Below are 21,870 nucleotides of genomic sequence, written 5' to 3'. Positions count from 1 at the left end.
GTGACATGATGACAACACAATCAATATTGGCGCAGGGCCAACGGCGTCAGCCTGTAGTCGGCGGTGAAATCTGGCTGGTAGGCGCAGGGCCGGGCGATGCAGAACTGCTGACGCTGAAGGCGTTGCGGGCAATCCAGCAGGCGGATGTGGTGGTCTACGATCGGCTGGTGTCGGCGGAGATTATGGATTTGGTGCCGGAGCAGGCGCTGTGTATCGATGTCGGAAAAACGCGCGGCTGTCACCGCCTGTCACAGGAAAAAATCAATCAGCTGTTAGTTGAACTGGCGCAGGCCGGGCAGCGAGTGATCCGTCTAAAGGGCGGCGATCCGTTTATTTTTGGCCGCGGCGGCGAAGAGATGGATTATGCCCAGCAGGCTGGAATCGTCTGCCATGTGGTGCCCGGTATTACCGCCGCGACAGGCTGTGCGGCAGCAGTGGGGCTACCGCTGACGCACCGCGCCTGCGCGCAGTCGGTGCGTTTCGTGACCGGCCATTCGCGCGATGGCGAGCCGCAATTGGACTGGCCGACGCTGGCGGACAGCCAGCAAACGCTGGTGTTCTATATGGGGCTGAGCCACAGCAGTCGGCTGTGTCAGCGCCTGATCGAGCACGGGCTGTCCGCGCAGACGCCCGTTGCGATTATCGAACGTGGCACCCAGCCGGATCAGCGGTTATTAACCGCGACGCTGGCGACCTTACCGGCATTGCTGGCACGTTATCAGCCACAGTCACCTAGTCTGCTGGTGGTCGGTGACGTCGTCCGCTTCTGCCGTCATCCGGCGTTGCAGGTCGACGCAGCCCCAGCGCGGTTGACGGTGGAAAAACATGAAGCCGCCTGACGGCAACGGCTCCCTGCCTACAGTCAGCGCCTCGAAATAAAGCAGTTTTTCTTCGAGGCGCTTTCCACTTTCTACGCTGTTTTCTGCTTTATTATCGTGTCCCCGTTACCCTCCCTACTGAATTTTCAGTCATGGCCTACAGGGAAGGGGACGAGATGCCATCGCATGATGCGATCTTCAAACAGTTTCTGAGCGACATCGCCGTCGCACGGGATTTTCTAACTATTCATCTGCCGGATGAAATCCGCGAGCGCTGTGATTTCAGCACGCTGCAATTGGAATCCGCGTCGTTTATTGATGAAAAGCTGCGCGCGCGGATATCGGACGTGCTGTACTCGCTGCGCACCACCGTAGGCAAAGGGTACATTTACTGCGTGATTGAACACCAAAGCCGCCCGGAAAAGCAGATGGCTTTCCGGCTGCTGCGCTATTGTCTGGCTGCTATGCAGCAACATCTGGATCAGGGACACGATCGCTTACCGCTGGTGGTGCCGCTGCTGTTTTATCATGGCAGAGCGCGTCCTTATCCCTATAGCCTTCGCTGGCTGGACAATTTCGCCGATCCTGTACTGGCACAAGCGCTGTATGAACAGCCTTTCCCTCTAGTGGATTTAACTGCTATTTCGGATGATGAGATTCGCACGCACCGACGCATGGCGTTACTGGAACTGGTACAGAAGCATATTCGTACCCGTATATGCTGGAGCTGGCGCGTGAGATTGGGTTACTATTTGAACGCTGGTCGGTGCCGCTGACGCAGCGTCGGGCGCTGTTATTTTATATTGCACAAGCGGGAAACACATCCAAACCCGCAGACTTCATTGACGCACTGGCAGCACCGCTATCAACCGGTCAAGAGGACATTATGACGATTGCAGAACAATTGAAAAAAATGGGATTCGACGAGGGAGTCCAACGCGGAATTCAGCAAGGATTAGCACAAGGTCTGGAGCAGGGCATTGAGCAAGGGATGAAAAACAGTGCCAGGCAAATTGCCCGTAATTTATTGCTAACGGGAATGGATAAGAACAGCGTGCAGCAGGTCACTCAGCTTGAGGAAGAAGAGCTCGAGCAGTTGGTCACGGCTATCCTGCATGACACACAGCATTGATACCGTCTTCAACGATATCAGCACTAAATAATACCGTACTAAAACCGAGCGTTGCTGATGCCTTTACAAGAAAAGGTCAGTCGGGCAACGCTCACGTTGTTTCGTTAATGGCGCTTTTAGCCTTTACGTACTCGCGCTGTCAGCCCTTTCAGGAAGTAGCGGATAACCTGATCGCCGCAGGTGCGATAGTTTTTATGATCAGGCGCGCGCATCATCGCGGTAACTTCCGGCACTGAAATGCGAAAATTTTGTGCCAGCAGGATCGCCTGAATATCATCCGTTTTTAATGAAAACGCGACACGCAGCTTTTTCAGAATAATATTGTTGGTCATCTTGCGCTCAAACTGCGGCGCAGGCTGGTTTTCATCTTGCCCACGTTTTTGCAGAATCAGCCCATTCAGGAAATAACTCATCACGATGTCTGGGCAAGGTTGATAGCCTTCCTCTCCCTCTTTTTTGACGTAGCTCGCCAACTGCTGGGGAGGGACGGTCATCTCCACCAGCGCCAGGATCTTCAGCAGGTGGTCATTATTCAAATTCAGCATATAGCGCACGCTGCGCAGGACATCGTTATTCATCATTACGGAAGGGGTCTCGCCGTTCGTCTTGGTACAAAACGCACAGTATAAAGGGAACGGCGGAGAAATGCAGAAACGATCGTGGAATTAGTGAAACGTCTCCCGTCCGGTAAAGTGCCCAACCCAGCCTTCTGGATTAGTAAAAATGCGGATCGCGACAAAATCAGGAAATTCGCCGCAGTCAAACCAGTGCGGCGTGTTAGCGGGCACGCGTAAGAGATCGCCGGCCTCGCAGGTAAGTTGGAAAACCTGCTCGCCAATCGGCACAAAGAAGCTTCCGCTGCCGCGCACGAAGAAACGCACTTCATCTTCACTATGAGTGTGTTCCTGAAGAAATTTTTCCCGCAGTGCCAGTCTCTCAGCATGATCCGGCGTCAGGCTGATCACGTCGGCAGAGGTGTAGCCCTCCTGCTGTTTGAGACGTTCAATATCGGCATGGTACTGAGCCAAAATGGTTTCACTGCTGGCGTCGAGCGGTGGTGCGTCGGTCTGCCAGTGTTCTAGCTGGATCCCGGCGCTGGCGAGCAGGGAAGCGATGTCAGTAAACGTGGTGATCTGCTGGACGGGCTGCGTGATGTGCGGGCGGTGGTAAATCGATAGCGTGGTCATGTCTGCTTGTCCCTTAGGTATAGAAGAATCTTAACCATTCACTTTATAGGGATAAAAAACAAGATGCATTTTTTATAACTTATTCTTGTAAATTCAATAAGTAAAAATCGCTACATCTGTATATCAATGCTATTTCTATTTAATCACTAGCCATTATCATTTTTGTTATTTCGATTTAACTTTTCCCGTTGCTAATCTCTTTTCCTGCTAATAATTTTATAAGAATCGGGATAAAAATGATGAAGACTCGCTTTTCTCGTCTTGCTGCGTGCGTGTTGGCTACAGGGGTAATGACCTCTGTTCAGGCAGCGGATGAGACACTGTCATTGAAGGGAAAAACCATCGGTGTTGCCGTGGTGGGAACACAGCACTTTTGGGACCGTGAGGCCTATAAAGGGGCGACCGAAGAAATTGAGAAACTCGGTGGGCAGGTCGTGGGTGTGGATGGGGGGCGTGATAATCAGGTTCATGCCAATAACCACGATATCCTGCTGGCGCGTAAGGTCGATGCCGTGATCAGTATTCTCGGCGACAGCGCGGTAGAGCCGAAGTTTAAAGCGCTGCGTGAGGCAAAGATTCCGGTTTTCACCGTCGATCATGTTTCATCGTATTCCATCAATAACACGACGTCGGATAACTACGCCATCGGTTCGACGATCGGGCGCTATACCGCGGATGCGCTGGGCGGAAAAGGTAACATCGCGGTTTTCAACGCCTTCTCCAACGCGCTGCGCATCTGCGGTATTCGCTATGACCTGTGGAAATATGTTCTGCAAGATTATCCGGGGATCAAAATTATTCAGCCTGAGCTGGCTGAACAATATTCCAACTCGCCGGAAGACGCGCGCAAGAAAACCCTTGAGCTGCTGAGCCAGTACCCGAAAGGCACGTTGGATGCGATCCACGTTGCCTGCTGGGATCAGCCGGCCATCGGTGTGGTGCAGGCACTGGAAGAAACCGGGCGTGACAAGGACGTGAAAGTCACGGCGATTGATGCCGGGCCAGAAACGCTGGAAATTATGGCGGAGAAAGGTAGCCCGTTTGTTGCCAACGTTGCGCAGCAGCCGCGTCTGATCGGCACCACATCGGCGAAAAACGTCGCCCGTTATTTCGCGGGAGCCACGCTGCTACCGCAGACGTTTGTGCCAGTCTTGCCTGTCAAAGGGGAGGCAGAAGCCAAGGCGGTTTATAAGCAGCTTGGCTATGGCGAACTGAAATAAAGCTATGGTGGGATATCACTCAGCCCCGTCGCCGTCCGGCGGCGGTCTGGCAATGACGCACATCAGCAAGCAGTTTGCAGGGATTCCCGCACTGGACAACGTATCGCTAACGGTTCGGCCGGGAGAAATTCTCGGCCTGATCGGGGAAAACGGCGCGGGGAAATCGACCTTAATTAAGGTGCTGGCTGGCGTTTATGCCGCAGACGGCGGCGAGATCGCTGTCGATGGGGAGCGATTGAGCGCTGTGACGCCCGCGGTTATCCACGCGCACGGCATTCGTTTTATCCATCAGGAACTGCATCTGATTCCCCATTTTACCGTGGCGGAGTCGGTGTTTCTCGGTCAGGAACGAGTGAACCGCTGGCGAGGTGTCGATCGTCGGGCGATGCGGCGTGAAACGGAACAGTTCTTTCAGCACACGTTCAATTTATCGATAGACGCCAATCGACTCATCCGGGAGTTAAGTCTGGCGGAACGTAAACTGGTGCAGGTCGCACGAGCACTGATTGACGGCAAGGCGCGGCTGGTGGTGTTTGATGAGCCGACCGCGCCGCTGGAAGCGCGGGAAGCCACGCAGCTACTGCATACGCTCCAGACGCTGAAACAGCGCGGGATTGCGATTATCTATGTCTCTCACTATCTCAATGAAATTGCAGATATCTGCGACCGCGTCACTGTGTTACGCAATGGTAAGGGCGTGACGACGCTGGACGATCCCGATACGAAGGACATTGATGGAATGATTCGCCTGATGGTAGGGCGAGAGATTGCCAGCCTGTTTGACGGGAAACGCAAGACAGAAAAAAGCGAGACGCCGCTGCTACAGGTCGAACAGCTCACGGATCGGCAGCATTTCCAGCCGATCCGTTTTCAGGTGGCGGCGGGAGAAATTGTTGGCCTTGCGGGGTTGTTAGGATCGGGGCGTGAGGCGCTGATTGATGCGCTCTATGGCATCACGCCCGCCCGTGAAGGACATATTGTGATCGAGGGTCAGACGCTGCGTCCGCGTTCTCCGGTACAGGCCATCGCGCAGCGTATGGCGCTGGTACCGCGCGATCGTCGCCACGACGGGCTGATTTTACCGCTATCCGTGGCTGACAATATCAATCTGGCTTCCTTGCCGGCTGTCGCCTGGCGCGGCTGGCTGCAGCGTAAGCAAGCGGTAACACAGGCGAATCATCTGGCGCAGACGCTGGATATCCGGCCGCGCGATGTCAGCGTGCCCGTGCGCAATTTAAGCGGCGGTAACCAGCAGAAGGTGATACTGGCACGCTGGCTAAAGACCGATACTCGCTTGTTTATTCTTGATGAACCGACGCTGGGCGTCGATATTGGCGCGAAAGCAGAAATCTATCAGCTTACCCGGCAACTGGCGGCGGAAGGGCGAGCGGTTATCGTTTCTTCCAGCGATGACGGTGAACTTCTGGGGCTATGCGATCGCATTCTGGTGATGTGGCGCGGTGAACTTATCGCCGATGTGCCGACGGAACGCCTCTCGCTGGATAGTCTGCTGGCGTTGACCAGCAGCGGTCGAACGCAGGAGGTGGTATGACTCGCACTCTACAGTCCATCCGAGCGACGCCGCGTTTCGCCGGGCTTTTCAATCATATTCCCTTACTGCTGTTTGCGGCGCTGCTGCTGTTCCTCTGCCTGAGCGCACCTTATTTTCTCAGTTGGCAAAATATCACCATTATTTTACGCCAAAGCGCGCCACTGGCGATTCTGTGCTTCGGGCTGGTCTGCGTCATTACGGGCGGCGGTGACGATGTTGTCTCCGGCGGTATCGATCTCTCGCTGCCCGCGATTGCGGTACTCGCTGTGGCGATAGTCAGCGACGGTTTGACGAACGCAGGTATCAGCTATTCGTGGCTGATTGCGCTGGTGGCGGGAGCTGCATTATTAGCAGGGGCGGTGAATGCCGCACTGGTGGTGGCGATTCGGCTACCGCCGCTATTGGCGACGTTAGCCTGCTCCGTGGCGGTTATCGGGCTTACCAATTTACTGACCCAGCAGCGGCGCATCAGCGTTAGCGATCCGCTGATTGTGGCGTTTCGTGATAGCAATCTGCTTGGCCTGCCGTTGGCGGTGTGGTTTATGCTGCTGGTTTTCCTCTTGTTTCAGTTTATCGTTCACCATAGCAGTTGGGGGCAGCATTTGCAGGCTGCGGGCGGAAGCCGCGAAGCAGCGCAGCTGTCAGGCATTTCCCACACGCCGTTGGTTATCGGTTCGTATCTGTTAGGTGCGCTGGCGGCGGCGCTGGCATCGTTGACGTTAGTGGCGCAAGGGTCTGGCAGCTCGCCCGGCACGGCAGAACCACTATTGCTGGAAATGGTATTAGCGACGTTTCTCGGCGCGGCGTTCTCTCGCCGTCGGGTGGTCACTATCTGGGGCGCATTGCTGGGTACGCTGCTGGTTAATGCCTTATCGAACGGTCTGGCGCTGCTGCGAGTCGATATCTTCTGGGTCGGCGCGATTAAAGGTGTGCTGATTCTGGTGGTGCTCGCCGCCGCCTCGCTACGCAGGAAAAGGAGTCACGCGTGAAACCTTCTTCTTTGGCGGCGCAGCCTGCGTTGCCGGGCGGCAGACTGGGGATGTCGTTCTTTATCCGCTATGGTTTTCTGGTCATCCTGTTGGCTTTTCTGGTGTTTTTTTCGCTGCAAAACCCGATATTTTTAACGTTAGGCAACGGGGCAAATCTGCTACAGGGCAGCGCGGTACTGCTGATTGTGGCGCTGGCTATGACGCTGGTGGTGACGGCGGGCGGAATCGATCTGTCCGTGGGCGTTGCGCTGGATTTTGGCGCCGCCTTTGCGCTGGTGGCACTCAAAGTCTATGGTCTGCCGTGGCAGGCAGCGGTGCTGGCCGCATTAGCGGGAGGCGCACTGATTGGTTTGCTTAACGCGGTGCTGATTATTCACTGTCGAATTAAGCCGTTTTTGGCGACGCTAGGGACGTGGTTTATCGGTAGCAGCATCGAACGAATCTACACCGAGGGCGGCGGGCCGATCGCTTACCGCCGAATGGCACCGCAGTACCATGAGCTGGCCGTGGGCGATCTGTGGGGTATTCCGGTGCCGATCGTGATTGTGGCGGTGCTATTGCTGGTTTATTACCTGTTATTTGAACGGACGATTGCGGGTAAACGTATCCATGCAATGGGATTGAATGCGCCAGCGGCGCTGATTGCCGGCGTTAACGTACGGCGTACGATGTTCTGGCTGCTGATTGTCACGTCGGTGACGTGCGCCATCGGCGGCGTGGTGTTATCCGCCAATTTGCGGCAGTTTACGCCGCTGGCCGGACAGGCTTACCTGATGGACGCGATTGCCGCTGTTTTCATCGGCACCGCGTTTCATGCGCAGGGGAGACCGAATGTGGTGGGGACGCTAATCGGCGTGCTGTTTCTCGGTATGATCGCCAACGGTTTGAACCTGATGGGGCTGAACTTCATCGTAAAAGATGCGCTGAGCGGCGTGATTTTGGTACTGGCACTGGCGCTCTCTTTCCTGCAAGGGCGGCTGCGTCAGCGACAATAATGTTCGAACATGAATAAAAAACAGAGCGTGAAGAAGCAGAATTTGAAGAAGGAGTCAGCGTGAGCCAATTTGATGCGGTTTTTGTTGGATTAACTATTCTGGATGTCGCCGGTCGGCCGGTGACCGGTTTGCCCGAAGGCGGCGGTGTCCACTTTATCGATGAAATTCGCCTTAATCCTGCAGGGACGGCCAGCGGAGCGGCGATGAACGCGGCCAAACTGGGTATCCGCACGGCCACGGCGGCCTGTCTCGGTGAGGATGAAAAAGCCGATTTTATTCTGGCGGCCTATCGCAAGCTGGGCATCGACTGTTCTCTGGTACAGCGAACGACGGCGGCATCGACCTCGGCAACGATTCTGACTATTCGGCCTGATGGCGAGCGTCCGGCGCTGCATTATCGCGGGGCGTCAGATCACCTGTTCATCGATGAGCAGGATTTTGACGCCGTGTGCAATGCACGTTTCTTACACCACGGCGGCACGGGGTTGCTGGCGAAAATGGATCAGGGGCAGAGTGCGCGCTTGCTCCGATACGCCAAAGCGAAGGGGCTGACGACCAGTTTCGATCTTATCGCACCAAACGCGGAGACGCTGGCGCTGCTGACGCCGCTACTGCCGGATGTAGACTACTTTATGCCCTCGCTGGACGAGGCCGCGTTTATCTCCGGCCTGACTACACCCGCAGAGATTGCGGCTTTCTTTCTCGATCGCGGCGTCGGCACCTGTATTTTCAAAGCGGGAGCAGCCGGCTCTTACGTGTTCGGCCAGGATGTTGCGCTGCGTATTCCCGCTTACCGCGTGTCGGTATCGGATACCACGGGCTGCGGTGACAGCTATTGCGGCGGCTTTATTGCCGGTCTGGCAAAAGGCTGGGATCTGGAGCAGGCCTGCCAGCTCGGCTCGGCCGTTTCAGGGCTGGTGGCTACCGGATTGGGATCCGATGCGGGCGTGATTGACTGGGAACATACGCTGCAGTTTATGGCAAAAACGCCTATCAGGAGGTACTGACCGACTAGATCGGTGCCGCATCTATTTCCATTGGTAAAGCAGCGGTTCACCGTGAATGAAGCGTTGCAGGTCGGCGGCGATCATCGCGGCGTGTTTTACCAACGTCTCCCGCGTCGCGCCAGCAATGTGCGGCGTGAGTATCACGTTATCAAACTCGGTAATGAACGGGTGATGACGCCAGAGCGGTTCGCTGTCGTAAACGTCAAGTGCGGCACCCGCCAGCCACTTTTCGCGTAGCGCCGCGATCAGATCAGATTCGACAACAACGGCTGCGCGCGAGGTGTTGATCAGATAGGCTGTGGGACGCATGGTTCTGAGCCTGTCGAGGTTGACCAGCCCTTTGGTCTGCGGCGTGCTGTTCAGATGCAGGCTGACGAAATCGGACTGCGAAAACAGCTCGTCCAGCGTGGTTTTGCGAATGCCCGGCTCGTCGATCTCTTCGGCTGCGACATACGGATCCGCAATCAGCAACTGCATCCCAAAGGCGCGTGCCAGCTTCCCGACCCGATGACCGATACTGCCATAGCCGATGATGCCGAGCGTCTTATTACGCAGTTCGCCGCCTTTGAAAACTTCATACGGGCTGTCTTTGTCTACGTCCCACACCACATCTTGCCGTAGCCCGTCTTGCGTCTGTGTCGCGCTGTGGGTTTCGCGCGTGAACTCCCCACGTTTCAGCGCGCTATGAGCCTGAGGGATGTGGCGTGTGGCATTTAGCATCAGCGCCAGCGTTAATTCTGCGGCGGCATCGGCATTGCGTCCGGGCGTGTAAAGCACCGGAATGCCCCGACGACGTGCAGCCTCGATATCGATGTTGACCGGGTTGGCGCGGGTACAGGCAATGAGCCGCAACTGAGGACAAGCCTCAATGACGCGTGCGGTAATATTGTCATAACTGGTGATGATGACGTCGGCGTCCTCCGCCAACTGAATCAGCGCCGCTTCGCTCAGTTTGGGCTGGCCGATAGCCCATCCGTCCACAACCAGTTCTCCTAACGCCTGAAAGGCATCAAGGCTGCCGCCATATTCGGCGGTAAATACGATCTTCATGAGGCAAGACTTTCCTGTGAGCTGGTAACCGTGTGCGAACGCGTCGCGTTGTGATTGTCGAGTGCATTAAGCGCCTGAGCCCGTGCCTGCCAGAGCGGCTGTAGTTGGTCGCGCAGTTGGCGAAAAACCGGAAACAGTGTCTGATACTGCCGATGGGCATCGGTATCAGGGAGAAATGTTGACGCCTGTGCATTGGTGGAAGGAACCATGTTGGCGCTTTCTCCGATGGACAGAGCAGCAAGGCGCGCGGCACCGCATGCGCTCAGCTCTTTGACCGAACTGGCGATCACCCGTCGTCCGGTGCAGTCCGCGATGATTTGCAGCCAAATCGCTGAGGCGGCACCGCCACCGGCAATGTAGAGATCGCCGTGGGCAGGGTAGCCGCTGAGCGAATCGGTAATCGCATACGCGAGCCCTTCAAAGACCGCGCGCAGTAAATGTGCATTAGTCGTGGACTGCTCGATACCAAAAAATCCTGCTCGTGCTGAGGTGCTGTAAAACGGCGCGCGCTCGCCATTGAGATAAGGCTGATAGAATACGCCGCCGCTGCCGGGTGGCACGCGGGCAATGCGTGTGTTGATCGTCTGAAAATCGGCGTCGTCAGCCAGCGTGCTCAACGCCCAGTCAATATTCGGCGTACCGGACTGCATCGCGAACAGGTTGAGATAGTGGCCCGGCCAGGCGTGGGCGACAAATCGGGTTTGCAGGCTCACCTGCGTTAAACCGCGGCACACAATGCCGGTGCAACAGGTGGTGCCGAGAATGGTGAAAATGTCGCCGTCGTGAATAGCGCCGATACCCAGCGCGGCGGCAGACACATCCAATGCGCCTGCACAGACGGGGATACCTGCTGGCAGACCTGTTTGTGCGGCGACGGTGTCGCTGAGCGTGCCAGCGATGTCATCGGGATAAAGCAGCGGCGGAAAAAGCGGTCTGATGGTGTGTAAGTCCAGCTTATCCAGTACGGTTTTTGACAGCGTCTCGCTATGCAGATCCAGCAGCGATGTACCGGCATCCGTCAGTTCCAGATTCGCCTGTCCTGTCAGTCGAAAACGAATCCAGTCTTTGGCAAAAAAGAAGTAATCGGCATCGTTTAGCGCATCCGGCTGATGCTGTGCCAGCCAGCGTAACTGCTGCGCGCTGTTACAAGGGAGCAGGGGAGAACCGGTTTCGGGAAAGAGCGTCGCTTCCAGATTCGGGCGCTGTTTAAGCTGATGAACCTGTTCCGCCGTGCGGGTATCACTCCAGAGGATAGCCTGTCGTACCGGTTGCCCGTGGCGATCGCTCAACCAGACGCCTTCACCCTGTCCAGCCAGCCCGATGGCGCGTACGTGACCCTGTTGTAGCGGTGGCGAGACGGCCAACGTTTTCAGGGTAGAGATCACGGCGTCCCACACCTGAGACATATCTTGCTCGGCGTAACCGGGCTGCGGAGAGTAGGTCACGGTGTTGGCTGACGCAATCAGCAGCTCATTTAAATCGGCATCGAATAGCACCGATTTGACCTTTGAGGTCCCGATATCTATGCCAATGTAGTAGTCCATCCTGTTCTGACCCTGCCTCGTAAAACCCGTATCAGCATCAGAGTAATGGAAAAATGGCGGCCGCTATATTCATAGAAATGCAAAGCAAAGCAGCAATATTGGAATAGCGGAGCATGCGGAATGGAGGGGAATGTGCAATCAGTATGCAACGGCGGAAAGCCGCCATTGACGGGATTATTTTACTCGGCGGATTGAGACAGAATGGCGTCGAGCAGGCCGGGGAAGCGCTGTTGCATGTCGCTGCGGCGCAGTCGGTTGATGTGCGTAGTGCCGATGTTAGTGGTATGCAGCAGACCCGAGTCACGCAAGACGCGAAAATGGTGTGACACGCTGGATTTCGGGCGACCGCCGTCAAGCTCGCTGCATGTTGCTTCGCCCTGCATAGCCAGATGGCGGACGATTTCCATGCGCAGGGGATCGCTCAGCGCGTACAGGACGCGCTCAAGCGTAAACTCATCGGGGGTAGGGTGCTTAAAAGGTCTCATGGGCGAATTATAGCGTCAGGGTTGTCTAAAATCTATTATTCGAATAATATCGAAATATCGAAGTAACCTGACAAGGTAGGAAAATATTATGTCCGCACTGTTTCAACCCTTCAAACTGAAAGACATTACGTTACGCAACCGCATCGCCGTTCCACCGATGTGTACCTATTCCGCGAATGATGGCCTGATCAACGAGTGGCATCAGGTACATTATGCTTCTTTGGCGCGCGGTGGTGCCGGGTTGGTTATCGTGGAAGCGACGGCGGTCGCGCCCGAAGGTCGCATCACGCCGCACTGCGCGGGTATCTGGAACGATGAGCAGGCGCAGGCGTTTGCCAAGGTCGCTAAATCCATTAAGGACGCAGGGTCCGTGCCGGGAATTCAGATTGCACACGCTGGACGCAAAGCCAGCGCCAATATTCCCTGGGAAGGCGACGACCATATCCCCGCTGGCGACTCACGCGGCTGGCAGACTATTGCCCCTTCCGCAGAAGCTTTCGGTGCTAATCTGTCAAAGCAACCGCAGGAAATGACGCTTGAAGATATCGCTCGCGTTCGTGATGATTTTGTTGCTGCGGCTCGTCGTGCGCTGGAAGCCGGGTTTGAATGGCTGGAGCTGCATTTTGCTCACGGCTATCTGGCACAGAGTTTCTTCTCTGTTCACTCCAACAAGCGTAACGACCAGTACGGTGGCAGTTTTGATAACCGCAGTCGTTTTCTGCTGGAAACACTGGCTGCCGTTCGTGACGTGTGGCCGCAACACCTGCCGCTGACGGCCCGTTTCGGCGTGATTGAATTTGACGGTCGTGATGAAGAGACCTTGCAGGAATCCATTGAGCTGACGCGTCGCTTTAAAGCCGCAGGGCTGGATATGCTGAGCGTCAGCATCGGTTTTTCTACTCCGGCAGCGAATGTTCCGTGGGCACCCGCTTTTATGGGGCCGATTGCTAAACAGGTACGCGAGCAGGCCGATCTTCCTGTCTCTTCCGCCTGGGGTTTCGGCACGCCGGAACTGGCTGAACAGGCTGTGGCATCGGGTCAGTTGGATCTGGTTATGGTGGGTAAAGCGCATCTGGCGAACCCGCACTGGAGCTATCAGGCCGCCCGCGAACTGGGCGTTGAACGCGCTTCATGGACGCTGCCCGCGCCTTACGCTCACTGGCTGGAGCGCTATTAATCCCTGTCATTGCGGATCAATATCTCTGTGGCAGCTATACGCATTCCAATATAAGAAATAGTCGGGTTTCGTGGTGATAAACAGAGCCATTTTTCTGTAGCACTGATACCACACCCGACTGAGGGCGCCTAATCGCTGGCGCCCATATCCGCTTTCATTTCTCTGAATCATTCCTAATCCGACAGACTACTTTTGCCAGAAGCAGACATTGATGATAACGGCCCAAATTAATGTCGCTGAGCAGGCCGATGTCCATTACCCGCATTATCCGCCTGAGGCGTGACATTACGAAAGATAATCACGTATGGCAGCAATCTGGAAAAGCGAAGGGTCTGTTGTCACCGTGCAGGCTGCGGCTGTATGCAATCCTCATGTTGGGGAAACGGCTCTGAAAGAAGCCTGTGCTGCTGTGCTGGCAGGTACCCCCGACTGGGCTGAGGCGCATCTCGCTGCATGGGCAGAAGCGTTTCAGGGATTTGGTGCCAAGCCAAAACGTACTCCTTGCTCAGCCGATGCGTTGCGTAAGCGCGTGCTTCGCGACGGCATCATGCCGGCTCTCGATCCGGTCGTGGATCTTTATAATGCCGTCAGCCTGCAATATGCCGTCCCGGTTGGAGGAGAAAATATCGCTGCCTATCAGGGATCACCACGTTTGGTTGTGGCAAAAGGCACTGAACCCTTTGACACCGTAAAAGAAGGTGAAACTGCAGTTGAATATCCTTCACAAGGTGAGGTTATCTGGTGTGATAATGCCGGCGTGACCTGCCGCCGCTGGAACTGGCGACAGGGGATCAGAACCCGCTTAGACGTGGAAGCTCAGCAAATGTGGTTCATTCTGGAAAGCCTGCCGCAGATGCCGCTGGAGAAGCTTCACGAAGCCGGGAAGATGCTGACCGACGGCCTTGAAAAAATGATGCCGGGTCTGTGGTTTGATGTGGCTCTCATCGAAGAGCAATGCCAGTAATATTATTCAGGAGAAACACAATGTTCACCGGCTTGTCTGCTTTCCCGTTAACCCCGATCACCGCCAGTGGCGTCGACGAACAGGGATTCAGTAAGATTCTGGCCCGCCTGACGGCGGCCCGTGTTGATTCTATGGGCATTCTGGGTTCAACCGGAAGCTATGCGTATCTGACCCGGGAGCAGCGCAATCGCATTGCTACTCTGGCAAAACAGCTTGCTGGAGATATCCCTGTGATGGTGTGTGTGGGGGCGGTCAGTACTGATGCCATCCTGCATCTGGCAGATGATGCACAGGCAGCAGGCGCGGATGCCCTGTTGCTCCCGGCGGTCAGCTACCAGTCACTCCGTGATGAAGAGGTCTTCGCACTTTTTGAGACGGTGACCCGGCACGCGTCTGTCCCAGTTTGTGTCTATGATAATCCGGGCACCACACATTTTACCTTTACGGATGAACTACACGGTCTCCTGTCATCCCTGGAGGGGGTTCGTTCGGTTAAGATCCCGGGCGTCCCTGACAGCCCAGCATCGGCCACTGAGCGGGTGAGTGCGCTACGCAGACATCTTCGCCCGGGAGTGACAATCGGTATCAGTGGCGATGCTTATGCCGGACTGGGATTAAATGCAGGCTGTGAGGTCTGGTACTCCGTGTGCGGCGGTCTGTTCCCGGAAACAGCAAAACAGATCACGGAGGCAGCAGCAGCACAGGATCATGCCCGCGTCACGGCACTGACTGCCCGGCTGGAACCGTTGTGGGCGCTGTTCCGTAAACATGGCGGAAGCATCCGGGTTATCGCCGCTGCCGCAGGCGTGCTTGGGCTTACCGATACTGATTGTTTGCCTCGACCTCTGCAGCCGTTATCTGCGGGTGATATCGCGGATATTGCTCGTGTGATAACCGCGCTGGAACTGAAGTAACCCACCCACAGGACCGGCAGCCTGCTGGTCCTTCTGCTATTAGCGCTATCTCAGCCTGATATTCTGAGGGATTAACCCGCCCCTGAGTCGATAACCATCGTCACTTAGCGCGCTCATTACTGCCTGATAGGGCAGTAGCAGGCAGTTTCGTGCTAGGAGCGGACATTGTTTTAAAGAGCGAAGCCAGACACGGTGTTTCAATCGGTGTTGACTGATCTCTGAAATAAAATTAGTGCCCAGGATTTCCCTCATGACTTTTGATGAGATAACCATGCATTGTCGAACAGTTGTGTCTGACAGCCAACTGGCAGAAATTTTCACCCTGACACGGTTGAAGGCAATTTTTCCGCTGGTTCTGCGGGGATTGGACTGGACCGGATAAAAGGCCACCGCACTCGCAAAGGAGCTGAGCCCGGTGATTCCGTCCGTGGCAGAAACCATTCAGGCTGGCATGCAGCGCCTCGATATCCGCATCGAGGGCTAGGCCTCCGGTGAGTGTCCGGACGCCGGGTACAATACCCCGCATCCGCATCTGCTGATCACCGGGCATGACTTCGTGGTACCGTACAGCTGGGAAGCATTCTCCGAACTGCTGGGCCTGTTCACGCTGTAAGCACATGATGCTTTCCCCGCCCATACACGTCATGCCAGAGGGATTCTTCGGTATTGATGGAGGGCAAAATTTTTTGTCGGCAGAGGCGTTTGAGACGCTGATCCGTGAATTCACTGCGGGGTGCGCTGAAGGCACACTGGCGGAGGCCCTGACCGGATTGCACTGCATATATGGAGATTTGTGAAATGTCTGATATCGATGTAATGAGACTGGATCAGTCTGTCACCCGTCCGGAACAGGATCGCTATGGTTTTCGCTATGTCGCTGCACAGTTGGCACAGTCTATACAGGCTATCGGTCGCGAAGGAAGCGCCGTTATCGGCATTGAGGGAGTATGGGGTTCGGGAAAAACGAGTCTGCTTAACCTATTGCACACGGAACTGGATAAACAGAAAGAGGACAACACCTTTGTTCTGAGTATATCCCCCTGGCTTGACGGCAGCGGAACCAGTCTAGTGGAATCGCTACTGATACCTGTAGCAGGTATTATTGCTGCTGAGGAAGAACGCCTTCTTTCGCCTGAAGAGCGGGAAAACCTCGAAAAGAAAAAAGTACTTACCCGGACAGCTCGGACCCTGATGGAATATACAAGAGCGACTGCCCGCCATCTGGCTCCCCTAGCTCAGACTGCAGCAATGATCCCAGGAGTACCTGATGCCAGCGGCGCGCTGGATGCGCTGTCAGAGTCTCAATGGTTAAAAGAAAAAGAAAAAACTGCTACGGAGATGCGTACTGAAATTGCAGAAAAGATTGTCGGAATGGATTTGAGCTTTATTATTCTTCTTGATGATCTGGACAGACTGGAGCCAGCACAGGCAGTGGAGGTTGTCCGCTTGGTCAAATCCGTCGCTGATTTTCCCCGCTTCCGCTACATACTCTGTTATGACAAATCCGTGCTTGCTCTGGCCATCAAAAAAGGTCTAGGCGTGGAGGATGGGGAACTTTACCTGCAGAAAATTGTGCAAATTTCGTTCAGTCTACCGAGGCCGGAATCTTTCGACCTGCGGCGTGAATTTTTTTCGGGAGTTGTCGGGTTGTACGAAACTGTTAACGGCGAGTTTCCGAGCGAAGAATTTATAAATGACTTGAACCGCGTGACAAATATCTACGGTGCTGCACTGCAAACACCCCGTGAAGTACATCTGTCCCTGAATAATCTGCGGTTCAGATACAGCGGAATACGTGATTACGTCTATTTACCAGATTTGAGCTTTCTGCAATTGATCCGCATCACCAATCCCGGATTGTATGACTGGACAGAAGAATATCTTACAGGGCGGGCAATCGTGGAATCTGGTGACGGCAGTGTAAGTGAAGAAGAACAAAAATTGCTGACCCAAAATTTAGTTGGGTGTCTGTCCCATTTTCGATCTTCAGAAGCAAAATCTGTAACCTCCCTGAAACACTGGGTGCCGGGAATTTCAGGGTACCAGGCTAATATACAGAAGTTATTTGCTCAGACAAGTGATGAAGATAAAGCGATGATGACAGCAAATCGCCGTCTCGGTAGCACGGCATACTGGCGTTATTACTTTGCATTTTCTTCGCCTCAGAACGTACTGCCACCAGCGTATTTTGATGAGCTGTTCCGTATAAGCAGTAATCCTGAAGAACATCAGGCGATGGCCAGAGAACTCTTAGCTAGGATCAACAGCAATGGTGTGTCCTCACGTACTTGGTTTGAACATATTCTGAGTCAGCTGACATGGCCGATGATAAACGAACGTACAGCCGCAGAGTGTCATGGTTTGCTGACATTCTTCTTTAATGCCGGCGATGAGATATATGCACGTTACAGGCAGAGAAATCACTGGTTTTCCCGGTATGATCTTGATGTAAACAGCGTGGTTGATCGTCTTCTGAAAAGGATGTTGGATAATGACCGGACGAAAGCGATAGAAACCCTGCTTTCAGTGACGATGACAGGAACCGCTTGGGTCTGGATTGCGAATTATATCCGCGATTTGTTATGGCAGAACGGGTTGGCCGGCGACAGGGCAGAGCCAGAGCAAGAGCGCGTCCTGAACGATGAAGAACTGAACTGTATTCGTCATCATTTCTGCGAACGCCTAAACAAGGGTGAACTGAAATCACTGCTTGAGCAGGATGGTGAACTGGGGGGCTTTGTCTGGGCCTGGCAGGATATTGCAGGCCCAGAATCCGTTATTTCATGGATTACTCAACATAGTGACAGTGATAAAGCGTTTCTGATGTTGTTACTGAACCTGCGCTCTCATATTATTTCCAGTGCAACCGGGCACTATCTGATACTAAAAATAAGGGAGATAGCTCACCTGTTTGGAGGTGAGGATATGCTCCTAGAAAGGCTAGAGCGTATTGAGTCCGAGGATAATTTTCCAGATCAAGTAAAAGACGTTAGGGCCGCCATCGCCCTCAGTAAGTCATTCTGATGCCTCTGACATGCTGATATTTAAGCCCTATTCAGTTACCTGAGTGCAGATTCTTGTTTTTCAGTTGTAAAATATGTTCCTGATCTGGAGCGTATCCCGATCTACGGGCAATAATGACTAACTCAGTGTAGAGGCCGCTTAGCGGCCTTACATCTATTTTCAGGCACTAAGAGCTTTTTCTTTATCAAATGGGATCTCAGCATATTCCTGTTTGCCCAACAATTTGCGTTTCCAGCCGCCATGTTCATCAAGCTCGGTATACAGTACGCCAGCAAGATCTGAACGTCTTTCGTGCTCGCCCTTCTTGAGTACCAGTACTTCCACGCGAAATATCCCTGCTCATACAGGACATTCAGACGTGCACGCAGTCGAGTACTTTCAGATGCCGAGGAATCACCGTTAGCACTAACTTCCACTCTTCGCTCACAGCGGACCTTCAGCTCAGTGAGCTTGGCAGCCCTGTGCCAGATGCAGACATTGAGCATAACGACAAAAATCTTCATGACATCTGCTTGTAAACAACATATGATTTATATATGTAATGTAACGAAGTGTATGTTTATGGGTATTGTTAAAATTTCGGATTTGTTGCATGAAGATGTCCGTGATGCCAGTAAAGCCATGTCACGTTCAGTGAACGCACAAGCTGAATATTGGATCCGCATCGGTATGATGAGCGAGCTTTACCCGGAACTGAACTACCAGCAAATCAAAATGATGATGCTGAAATCAGGCTCTGATCGTTTAATGGAGGTGATCAATGCCATCAATTCCAATTAAAACCGCAGATGAACTTGCCCGCCAGCGTCATGCAGGTGCATTGCTAGCTTCCGTATTTGAGATGTTGGACTCGTTTGTTGTTCCGGGTGTCAGCACCTTAGAAATCAATAATCGGGTAGAAGCATTTATTGTCGATCAGTTGCAGTCTCGCCCTGCCAGCAAAGGACAATATGATTACCCTTACGTGCTGAATACCTCGGTGAATGACGTTGTTTGTCACGGGATCCCGAAGGCTAACGAATATCTGAAATCCGGCGCTATCGTTAATGTAGACATCACTCTGGAGAAAGACGGCCTGATTGCTGACTCCAGTAAAATGTATCTGATCGGTGACGTCTCTCCGCTGGCTCGTCGGTTGGTAAAAAAAACCTGGGAAGCCATGTGGCTGGGCATTAAAGCGGTAAAACCAGGAGCAAGACTGGGAGACATCGGACATGCCATTCAGACGCATGTTGAAAGTAACGGCTATAACGTTGTCAGGGAGTATTGCGGGCACGGTATCGGCAAAGAAATGCATGAGGAACCGGCGGTACTGCACTACGGAAAACCCGGTACGGGAGAAGTGTTGCAGGAAGGGATGGTTTTTACCATCGAACCGATGGTAAATCAGGGCGATAGAAAAATAAAAACCAAAAAAGACGGTTGGACAGTGGTGACCCGGGATAAAAAACTCTCGGCTCAGTGGGAACACACCATAGCTGTGACTGCTAACGGTTTTGAAGTATTAACGCTGCGTAAAGACGAAATCATTCCGGACCACATCGTTTAAGCCTCATCTCTCAGTAGAAAAAACAGAGTAAATCAGTAGATGATTGTGCGCCTGCCCCGGCAGGGCACGCAGTCAGCGTTTTCTTTAGGGGCTGCTTATGAGCATCTGAACCGTCATGTCTAATCTATCGTCGGGAGAGGGATTGATGCCGTCATGCCACGCTACCTTCCCCTCCAGGTCAACATTGTTATTGATAAATTAAAATCATCGTTGGCACCTACGATTTAGTTATACGCTCTGGTTTTAGTTTACCACCGTTGAATCAGCAAAACTCTCTATTGAAACTAACCTTTAGTTCCGATTTTCGCTCTTAACTGACGGAGCGGACCTTGTTAATGCCCGAAAATCATAACTGGTCACTTCCTTTGGTAATGAAACTCTGTGTTAAGCCAGTTAGCAAAAGCCATGATCCGTTTTTGGAAATCAGCGATGTCTCCTCGGGGCTCATAACTTGTTGCCAGTAAGTAATCCATAACCTCAGCTTTAGCTGGATATCGGGCACTGAGCTTAAGGCGGTGCTCTTCTAGTGTTTCAGGCCAGTCTTTATCATGTTCATTGCGAAGAATACTGGTTGCTCTGATTGCTTTTCGTGCAGCTGCTCGTTGTAGCAGTAATTTTTTATTTTCGTCAGAAGATGACTGCATTTGTGCGATTAATTTTTCCAAGACCAGCAGGAAGTCACCATTCACTGCTACTGCGATTTCTTTTGACGGTTTAAAGGGATGAAATCGGCCGCTCAGATCCTCTCCGTAGACGCAGACACAATGATGTTTGAGCCAGTATCCCCAACTGAATTTATTATCTGGGTGCAATACCTGCTGTAGCAGGCCACAATCAAAATCAATTTTACTGACAACAGAATGGTCCTGTTCCAGTCCACACTGAACCGCTGTAAGTTGCGTTGTAGCGATCTGGCAGGACTCATCGTTGAATATGACGGTCATATCGAGATCGGACTTCCCCATCTTTGCCCGGCCTTCAGCAACGCTGCCATATACATAAAGGCTATGTATCAGCTCAGGAAAGTATTGGTTTAGCGTTGTCACTACGTGTGCAACTACACGTGCGAACTCGGGTTGCAATTCATTAAGTTTTGGCAAGGTAATGTAGCCGTTGTGATCAACTGCCATTCTTTCTCCCTTTTAATGACGTTATGGACCTTGGGCAACAAACAACCGGGATTTGAGATCATCATAGTCGAGCAATGGTATCTCTTTTGTCCGCTCCTCGCTCACAGGTGGCATACACCAATTTCTTAGCACTCAGCTTTCCGCCAGATGCAATACCGATTTAGGGTGCTAAAGTATCAGGATCAACGAACAGATTACGGCTTTACCCCTTATCACGGGACTGAAGCCATTCCTCATGGATCTTCTGTACTCTGGACCACAATGTTTTGAGTGATTCATCGGAAACATGGTCAAAAGTCAGGCCAAATTCTTCCCTCAGCACGTCCAGCCATTCCGGCAGAGACGCGGAAGTATGCGTGGTCACGACGTTGCCGTCAGTTTTGGTAAGAACACAACCCCGCATTACCGTTTTACCGTTAGGCTGTCGAAGTTGCGCAGTGACAACTTTGGCATAACCAGACTCTGGCGAAAACACATTAAAGTGATGGCGGTCTGATAAATTCCCCATATCAGTAGGCTCATCAGCCATACTTACACCTGCAATCCAGCAAGATGGATCGGCAGTGAGATGCCAGTCACCCACACCATCCTCGCCAACGGCCTCCATTCCAAACTTCATTAATCCTTGGTGGACGGTTGCATTTATAAGCGGCATTTGTTCATGCAGCGCGTCGCCGAGGCCGATATCAACCCACCATCGGCCATTGGGATTGCTTTCGCACGGCATCCCCTCAGCGATAATGGCGACATGATTTTCCAGCTTAATCCGTTCAGGGCCTTCAACACCATGGACATTGGCAGGGTTGAGACTCACACGATAACCAAGCTGAGTGAGCAATGTGTATAAGCCGCCATTCAACTGAAAACAATAACCGCCTCGCCGCGTGGTCGCTGCTCTTCTGAAACTTTCAAGTGGATCAATCCCCCATCCCTCTTTGAGGTGGATCCAGAAGGTTTCGTAAGGTATCCGTTCAACGTGAGCTCGATGAATTCGGGTCAGTGCCTGTAGGGAGGGTGTCTCGGCATCAAGGCCAAGGCGATTCAGGTAAGCTGCTACTAATTGATTCATTTTAGATAAATTTCCTGTTCAGACCAAAAGTGCTTGCGAGTCAGCTGGCTCGGATAAACCGTCA

Annotated in this window: 20 protein-coding genes and 2 pseudogenes; 14 read left to right on the top strand and 8 right to left on the bottom strand. The window is 53.3% G+C overall.

Annotation, left to right across the window (positions count from 1 at the left end; all coding sequences use genetic code 11):
• Window positions 1–5: 5 nt before the first annotated feature.
• Both cobA and HP572_RS12470 read left to right on the top strand, forming a co-directional pair.
• Window positions 6–839, top strand: a complete 834-nt coding sequence (gene cobA, locus HP572_RS12475; protein ID WP_240583357.1) for a uroporphyrinogen-III C-methyltransferase — start codon at window positions 6–8, stop codon at window positions 837–839.
• A 155-nt stretch (window positions 840–994) separates the two neighbouring features.
• A pseudogene (locus HP572_RS12470) lies at window positions 995–1,950 on the top strand (Rpn family recombination-promoting nuclease/putative transposase).
• A gap of 116 nt (window positions 1,951–2,066) precedes the next feature.
• On the opposite strand, the gene HP572_RS12465 reads toward HP572_RS12470, so the two are convergent.
• Window positions 2,067–2,531, bottom strand: coding sequence for a DUF1456 family protein (locus HP572_RS12465; RefSeq protein ID WP_039298484.1), 465 nt, complete (start codon window positions 2,529–2,531; stop codon window positions 2,067–2,069).
• A gap of 84 nt (window positions 2,532–2,615) precedes the next feature.
• Window positions 2,616–3,137: an acireductone dioxygenase gene (locus HP572_RS12460; RefSeq protein ID WP_240583356.1), complete on the bottom strand. Its 522-nt coding sequence runs from the start codon at window positions 3,135–3,137 to the stop codon at window positions 2,616–2,618.
• Window positions 3,138–3,376: 239 nt separating this feature from the next.
• Here HP572_RS12460 and HP572_RS12455 point away from each other — a divergent pair, with 239 nt between their 5' ends.
• The 5 genes from HP572_RS12455 to HP572_RS12435 are packed head-to-tail and all read left to right on the top strand — an operon-like array spanning window position 3,377 to window position 8,900.
• Window positions 3,377–4,357: a sugar ABC transporter substrate-binding protein gene (locus HP572_RS12455; protein WP_043901888.1), complete on the top strand. Its 981-nt coding sequence runs from the start codon at window positions 3,377–3,379 to the stop codon at window positions 4,355–4,357.
• A gap of 4 nt (window positions 4,358–4,361) precedes the next feature.
• Window positions 4,362–5,909, top strand: a complete 1,548-nt coding sequence (locus HP572_RS12450; protein ID WP_240583355.1) for a sugar ABC transporter ATP-binding protein — start codon at window positions 4,362–4,364, stop codon at window positions 5,907–5,909.
• Window positions 5,906–6,898: an ABC transporter permease gene (locus HP572_RS12445; RefSeq protein WP_240583354.1), complete on the top strand. Its 993-nt coding sequence runs from the start codon at window positions 5,906–5,908 to the stop codon at window positions 6,896–6,898. Before HP572_RS12450 ends, HP572_RS12445 begins: the two co-directional genes overlap by 4 nt.
• On the top strand, window positions 6,895–7,893 hold the full coding sequence (locus HP572_RS12440; RefSeq protein ID WP_240583353.1) for an ABC transporter permease: 999 nt from the start codon (window positions 6,895–6,897) through the stop codon (window positions 7,891–7,893). Before HP572_RS12445 ends, HP572_RS12440 begins: the two co-directional genes overlap by 4 nt.
• A 59-nt stretch (window positions 7,894–7,952) precedes the next feature.
• On the top strand, window positions 7,953–8,900 hold the full coding sequence (locus HP572_RS12435; RefSeq protein ID WP_240583352.1) for a carbohydrate kinase family protein: 948 nt from the start codon (window positions 7,953–7,955) through the stop codon (window positions 8,898–8,900).
• A gap of 21 nt (window positions 8,901–8,921) precedes the next feature.
• Here the strand turns inward: HP572_RS12435 and HP572_RS12430 are convergent, their stop codons facing one another.
• The 3 genes from HP572_RS12430 to HP572_RS12420 form a co-directional block, all read right to left on the bottom strand.
• Entirely contained in the window at window positions 8,922–9,950 is a 1,029-nt protein-coding gene (locus HP572_RS12430) for a 2-hydroxyacid dehydrogenase (protein ID WP_240583351.1), read from the bottom strand.
• Complete coding sequence (locus HP572_RS12425) at window positions 9,947–11,494, bottom strand: FGGY-family carbohydrate kinase (RefSeq protein ID WP_240583350.1); 1,548 nt, start codon at window positions 11,492–11,494, stop codon at window positions 9,947–9,949. The genes HP572_RS12430 and HP572_RS12425 overlap by 4 nt, the downstream gene beginning before the upstream one ends.
• A 179-nt stretch (window positions 11,495–11,673) precedes the next feature.
• Window positions 11,674–11,979, bottom strand: coding sequence for a helix-turn-helix transcriptional regulator (locus HP572_RS12420; protein WP_240583349.1), 306 nt, complete (start codon window positions 11,977–11,979; stop codon window positions 11,674–11,676).
• 88 nt (window positions 11,980–12,067) lie between these two features.
• Here HP572_RS12420 and HP572_RS12415 point away from each other — a divergent pair, with 88 nt between their 5' ends.
• The 5 genes and pseudogenes from HP572_RS12415 (at window position 12,068) to HP572_RS12395 (ending at window position 18,058) form a co-directional block, all read left to right on the top strand.
• Window positions 12,068–13,156: an NADH:flavin oxidoreductase/NADH oxidase gene (locus tag HP572_RS12415; protein ID WP_205566263.1), complete on the top strand. Its 1,089-nt coding sequence runs from the start codon at window positions 12,068–12,070 to the stop codon at window positions 13,154–13,156.
• Between the two features lie 304 nt (window positions 13,157–13,460).
• Window positions 13,461–14,120: a B3/4 domain-containing protein gene (locus tag HP572_RS12410; RefSeq protein ID WP_240583348.1), complete on the top strand. Its 660-nt coding sequence runs from the start codon at window positions 13,461–13,463 to the stop codon at window positions 14,118–14,120.
• A 20-nt stretch (window positions 14,121–14,140) separates the two neighbouring features.
• Window positions 14,141–15,034 (top strand): dihydrodipicolinate synthase family protein, encoded by an 894-nt coding sequence (locus tag HP572_RS12405; RefSeq protein WP_240583347.1) that lies wholly within the window; start codon window positions 14,141–14,143, stop codon window positions 15,032–15,034.
• A gap of 289 nt (window positions 15,035–15,323) precedes the next feature.
• Window positions 15,324–15,831: pseudogene (locus HP572_RS12400) on the top strand (transcriptional regulator); the annotation flags it as partial.
• 1 nt (window position 15,832) lies between these two features.
• Window positions 15,833–18,058 (top strand): P-loop NTPase fold protein, encoded by a 2,226-nt coding sequence (locus HP572_RS12395; protein WP_240583346.1) that lies wholly within the window; start codon window positions 15,833–15,835, stop codon window positions 18,056–18,058.
• Window positions 18,059–18,217: 159 nt separating this feature from the next.
• Here the strand turns inward: HP572_RS12395 and HP572_RS12390 are convergent, their stop codons facing one another.
• On the bottom strand, window positions 18,218–18,382 hold the full coding sequence (locus HP572_RS12390) for a nucleotide-binding protein (protein ID WP_240476215.1): 165 nt from the start codon (window positions 18,380–18,382) through the stop codon (window positions 18,218–18,220).
• 237 nt (window positions 18,383–18,619) lie between these two features.
• Here HP572_RS12390 and HP572_RS12385 point away from each other — a divergent pair, with 237 nt between their 5' ends.
• Entirely contained in the window at window positions 18,620–18,838 is a 219-nt protein-coding gene (locus tag HP572_RS12385) for a ParD-like family protein (protein WP_040038038.1), read from the top strand.
• Complete coding sequence (gene map, locus HP572_RS12380) at window positions 18,819–19,607, top strand: type I methionyl aminopeptidase (protein WP_240583345.1); 789 nt, start codon at window positions 18,819–18,821, stop codon at window positions 19,605–19,607. The genes HP572_RS12385 and map overlap by 20 nt, the downstream gene beginning before the upstream one ends.
• A 356-nt stretch (window positions 19,608–19,963) precedes the next feature.
• On the opposite strand, the gene HP572_RS12375 is transcribed toward map, so the two are convergent.
• Together HP572_RS12375 and HP572_RS12370 are read right to left on the bottom strand one after the other, a co-directional pair.
• A complete protein-coding gene (locus HP572_RS12375) occupies window positions 19,964–20,737 on the bottom strand; it encodes a nucleotidyltransferase domain-containing protein (protein WP_240583344.1) in 774 nt (257 codons plus the stop codon).
• A 202-nt stretch (window positions 20,738–20,939) separates the two neighbouring features.
• Window positions 20,940–21,806 carry an arylamine N-acetyltransferase gene (locus tag HP572_RS12370; RefSeq protein WP_240583343.1) on the bottom strand — a complete coding sequence of 289 codons (867 nt, stop codon included), beginning with the start codon at window positions 21,804–21,806 and terminating at the stop codon, window positions 20,940–20,942.
• Window positions 21,807–21,870 lie beyond the last annotated feature (64 nt).

This window comes from Pectobacterium sp. PL64 (assembly GCF_022477975.1).
Taxonomy (GTDB): Bacteria; Pseudomonadota; Gammaproteobacteria; order Enterobacterales; family Enterobacteriaceae; genus Pectobacterium; species Pectobacterium jejuense.
The sequence above is the reverse complement of the archived record's forward strand: the minus strand, read 5'-3'. Positions and strand labels throughout refer to the sequence as shown.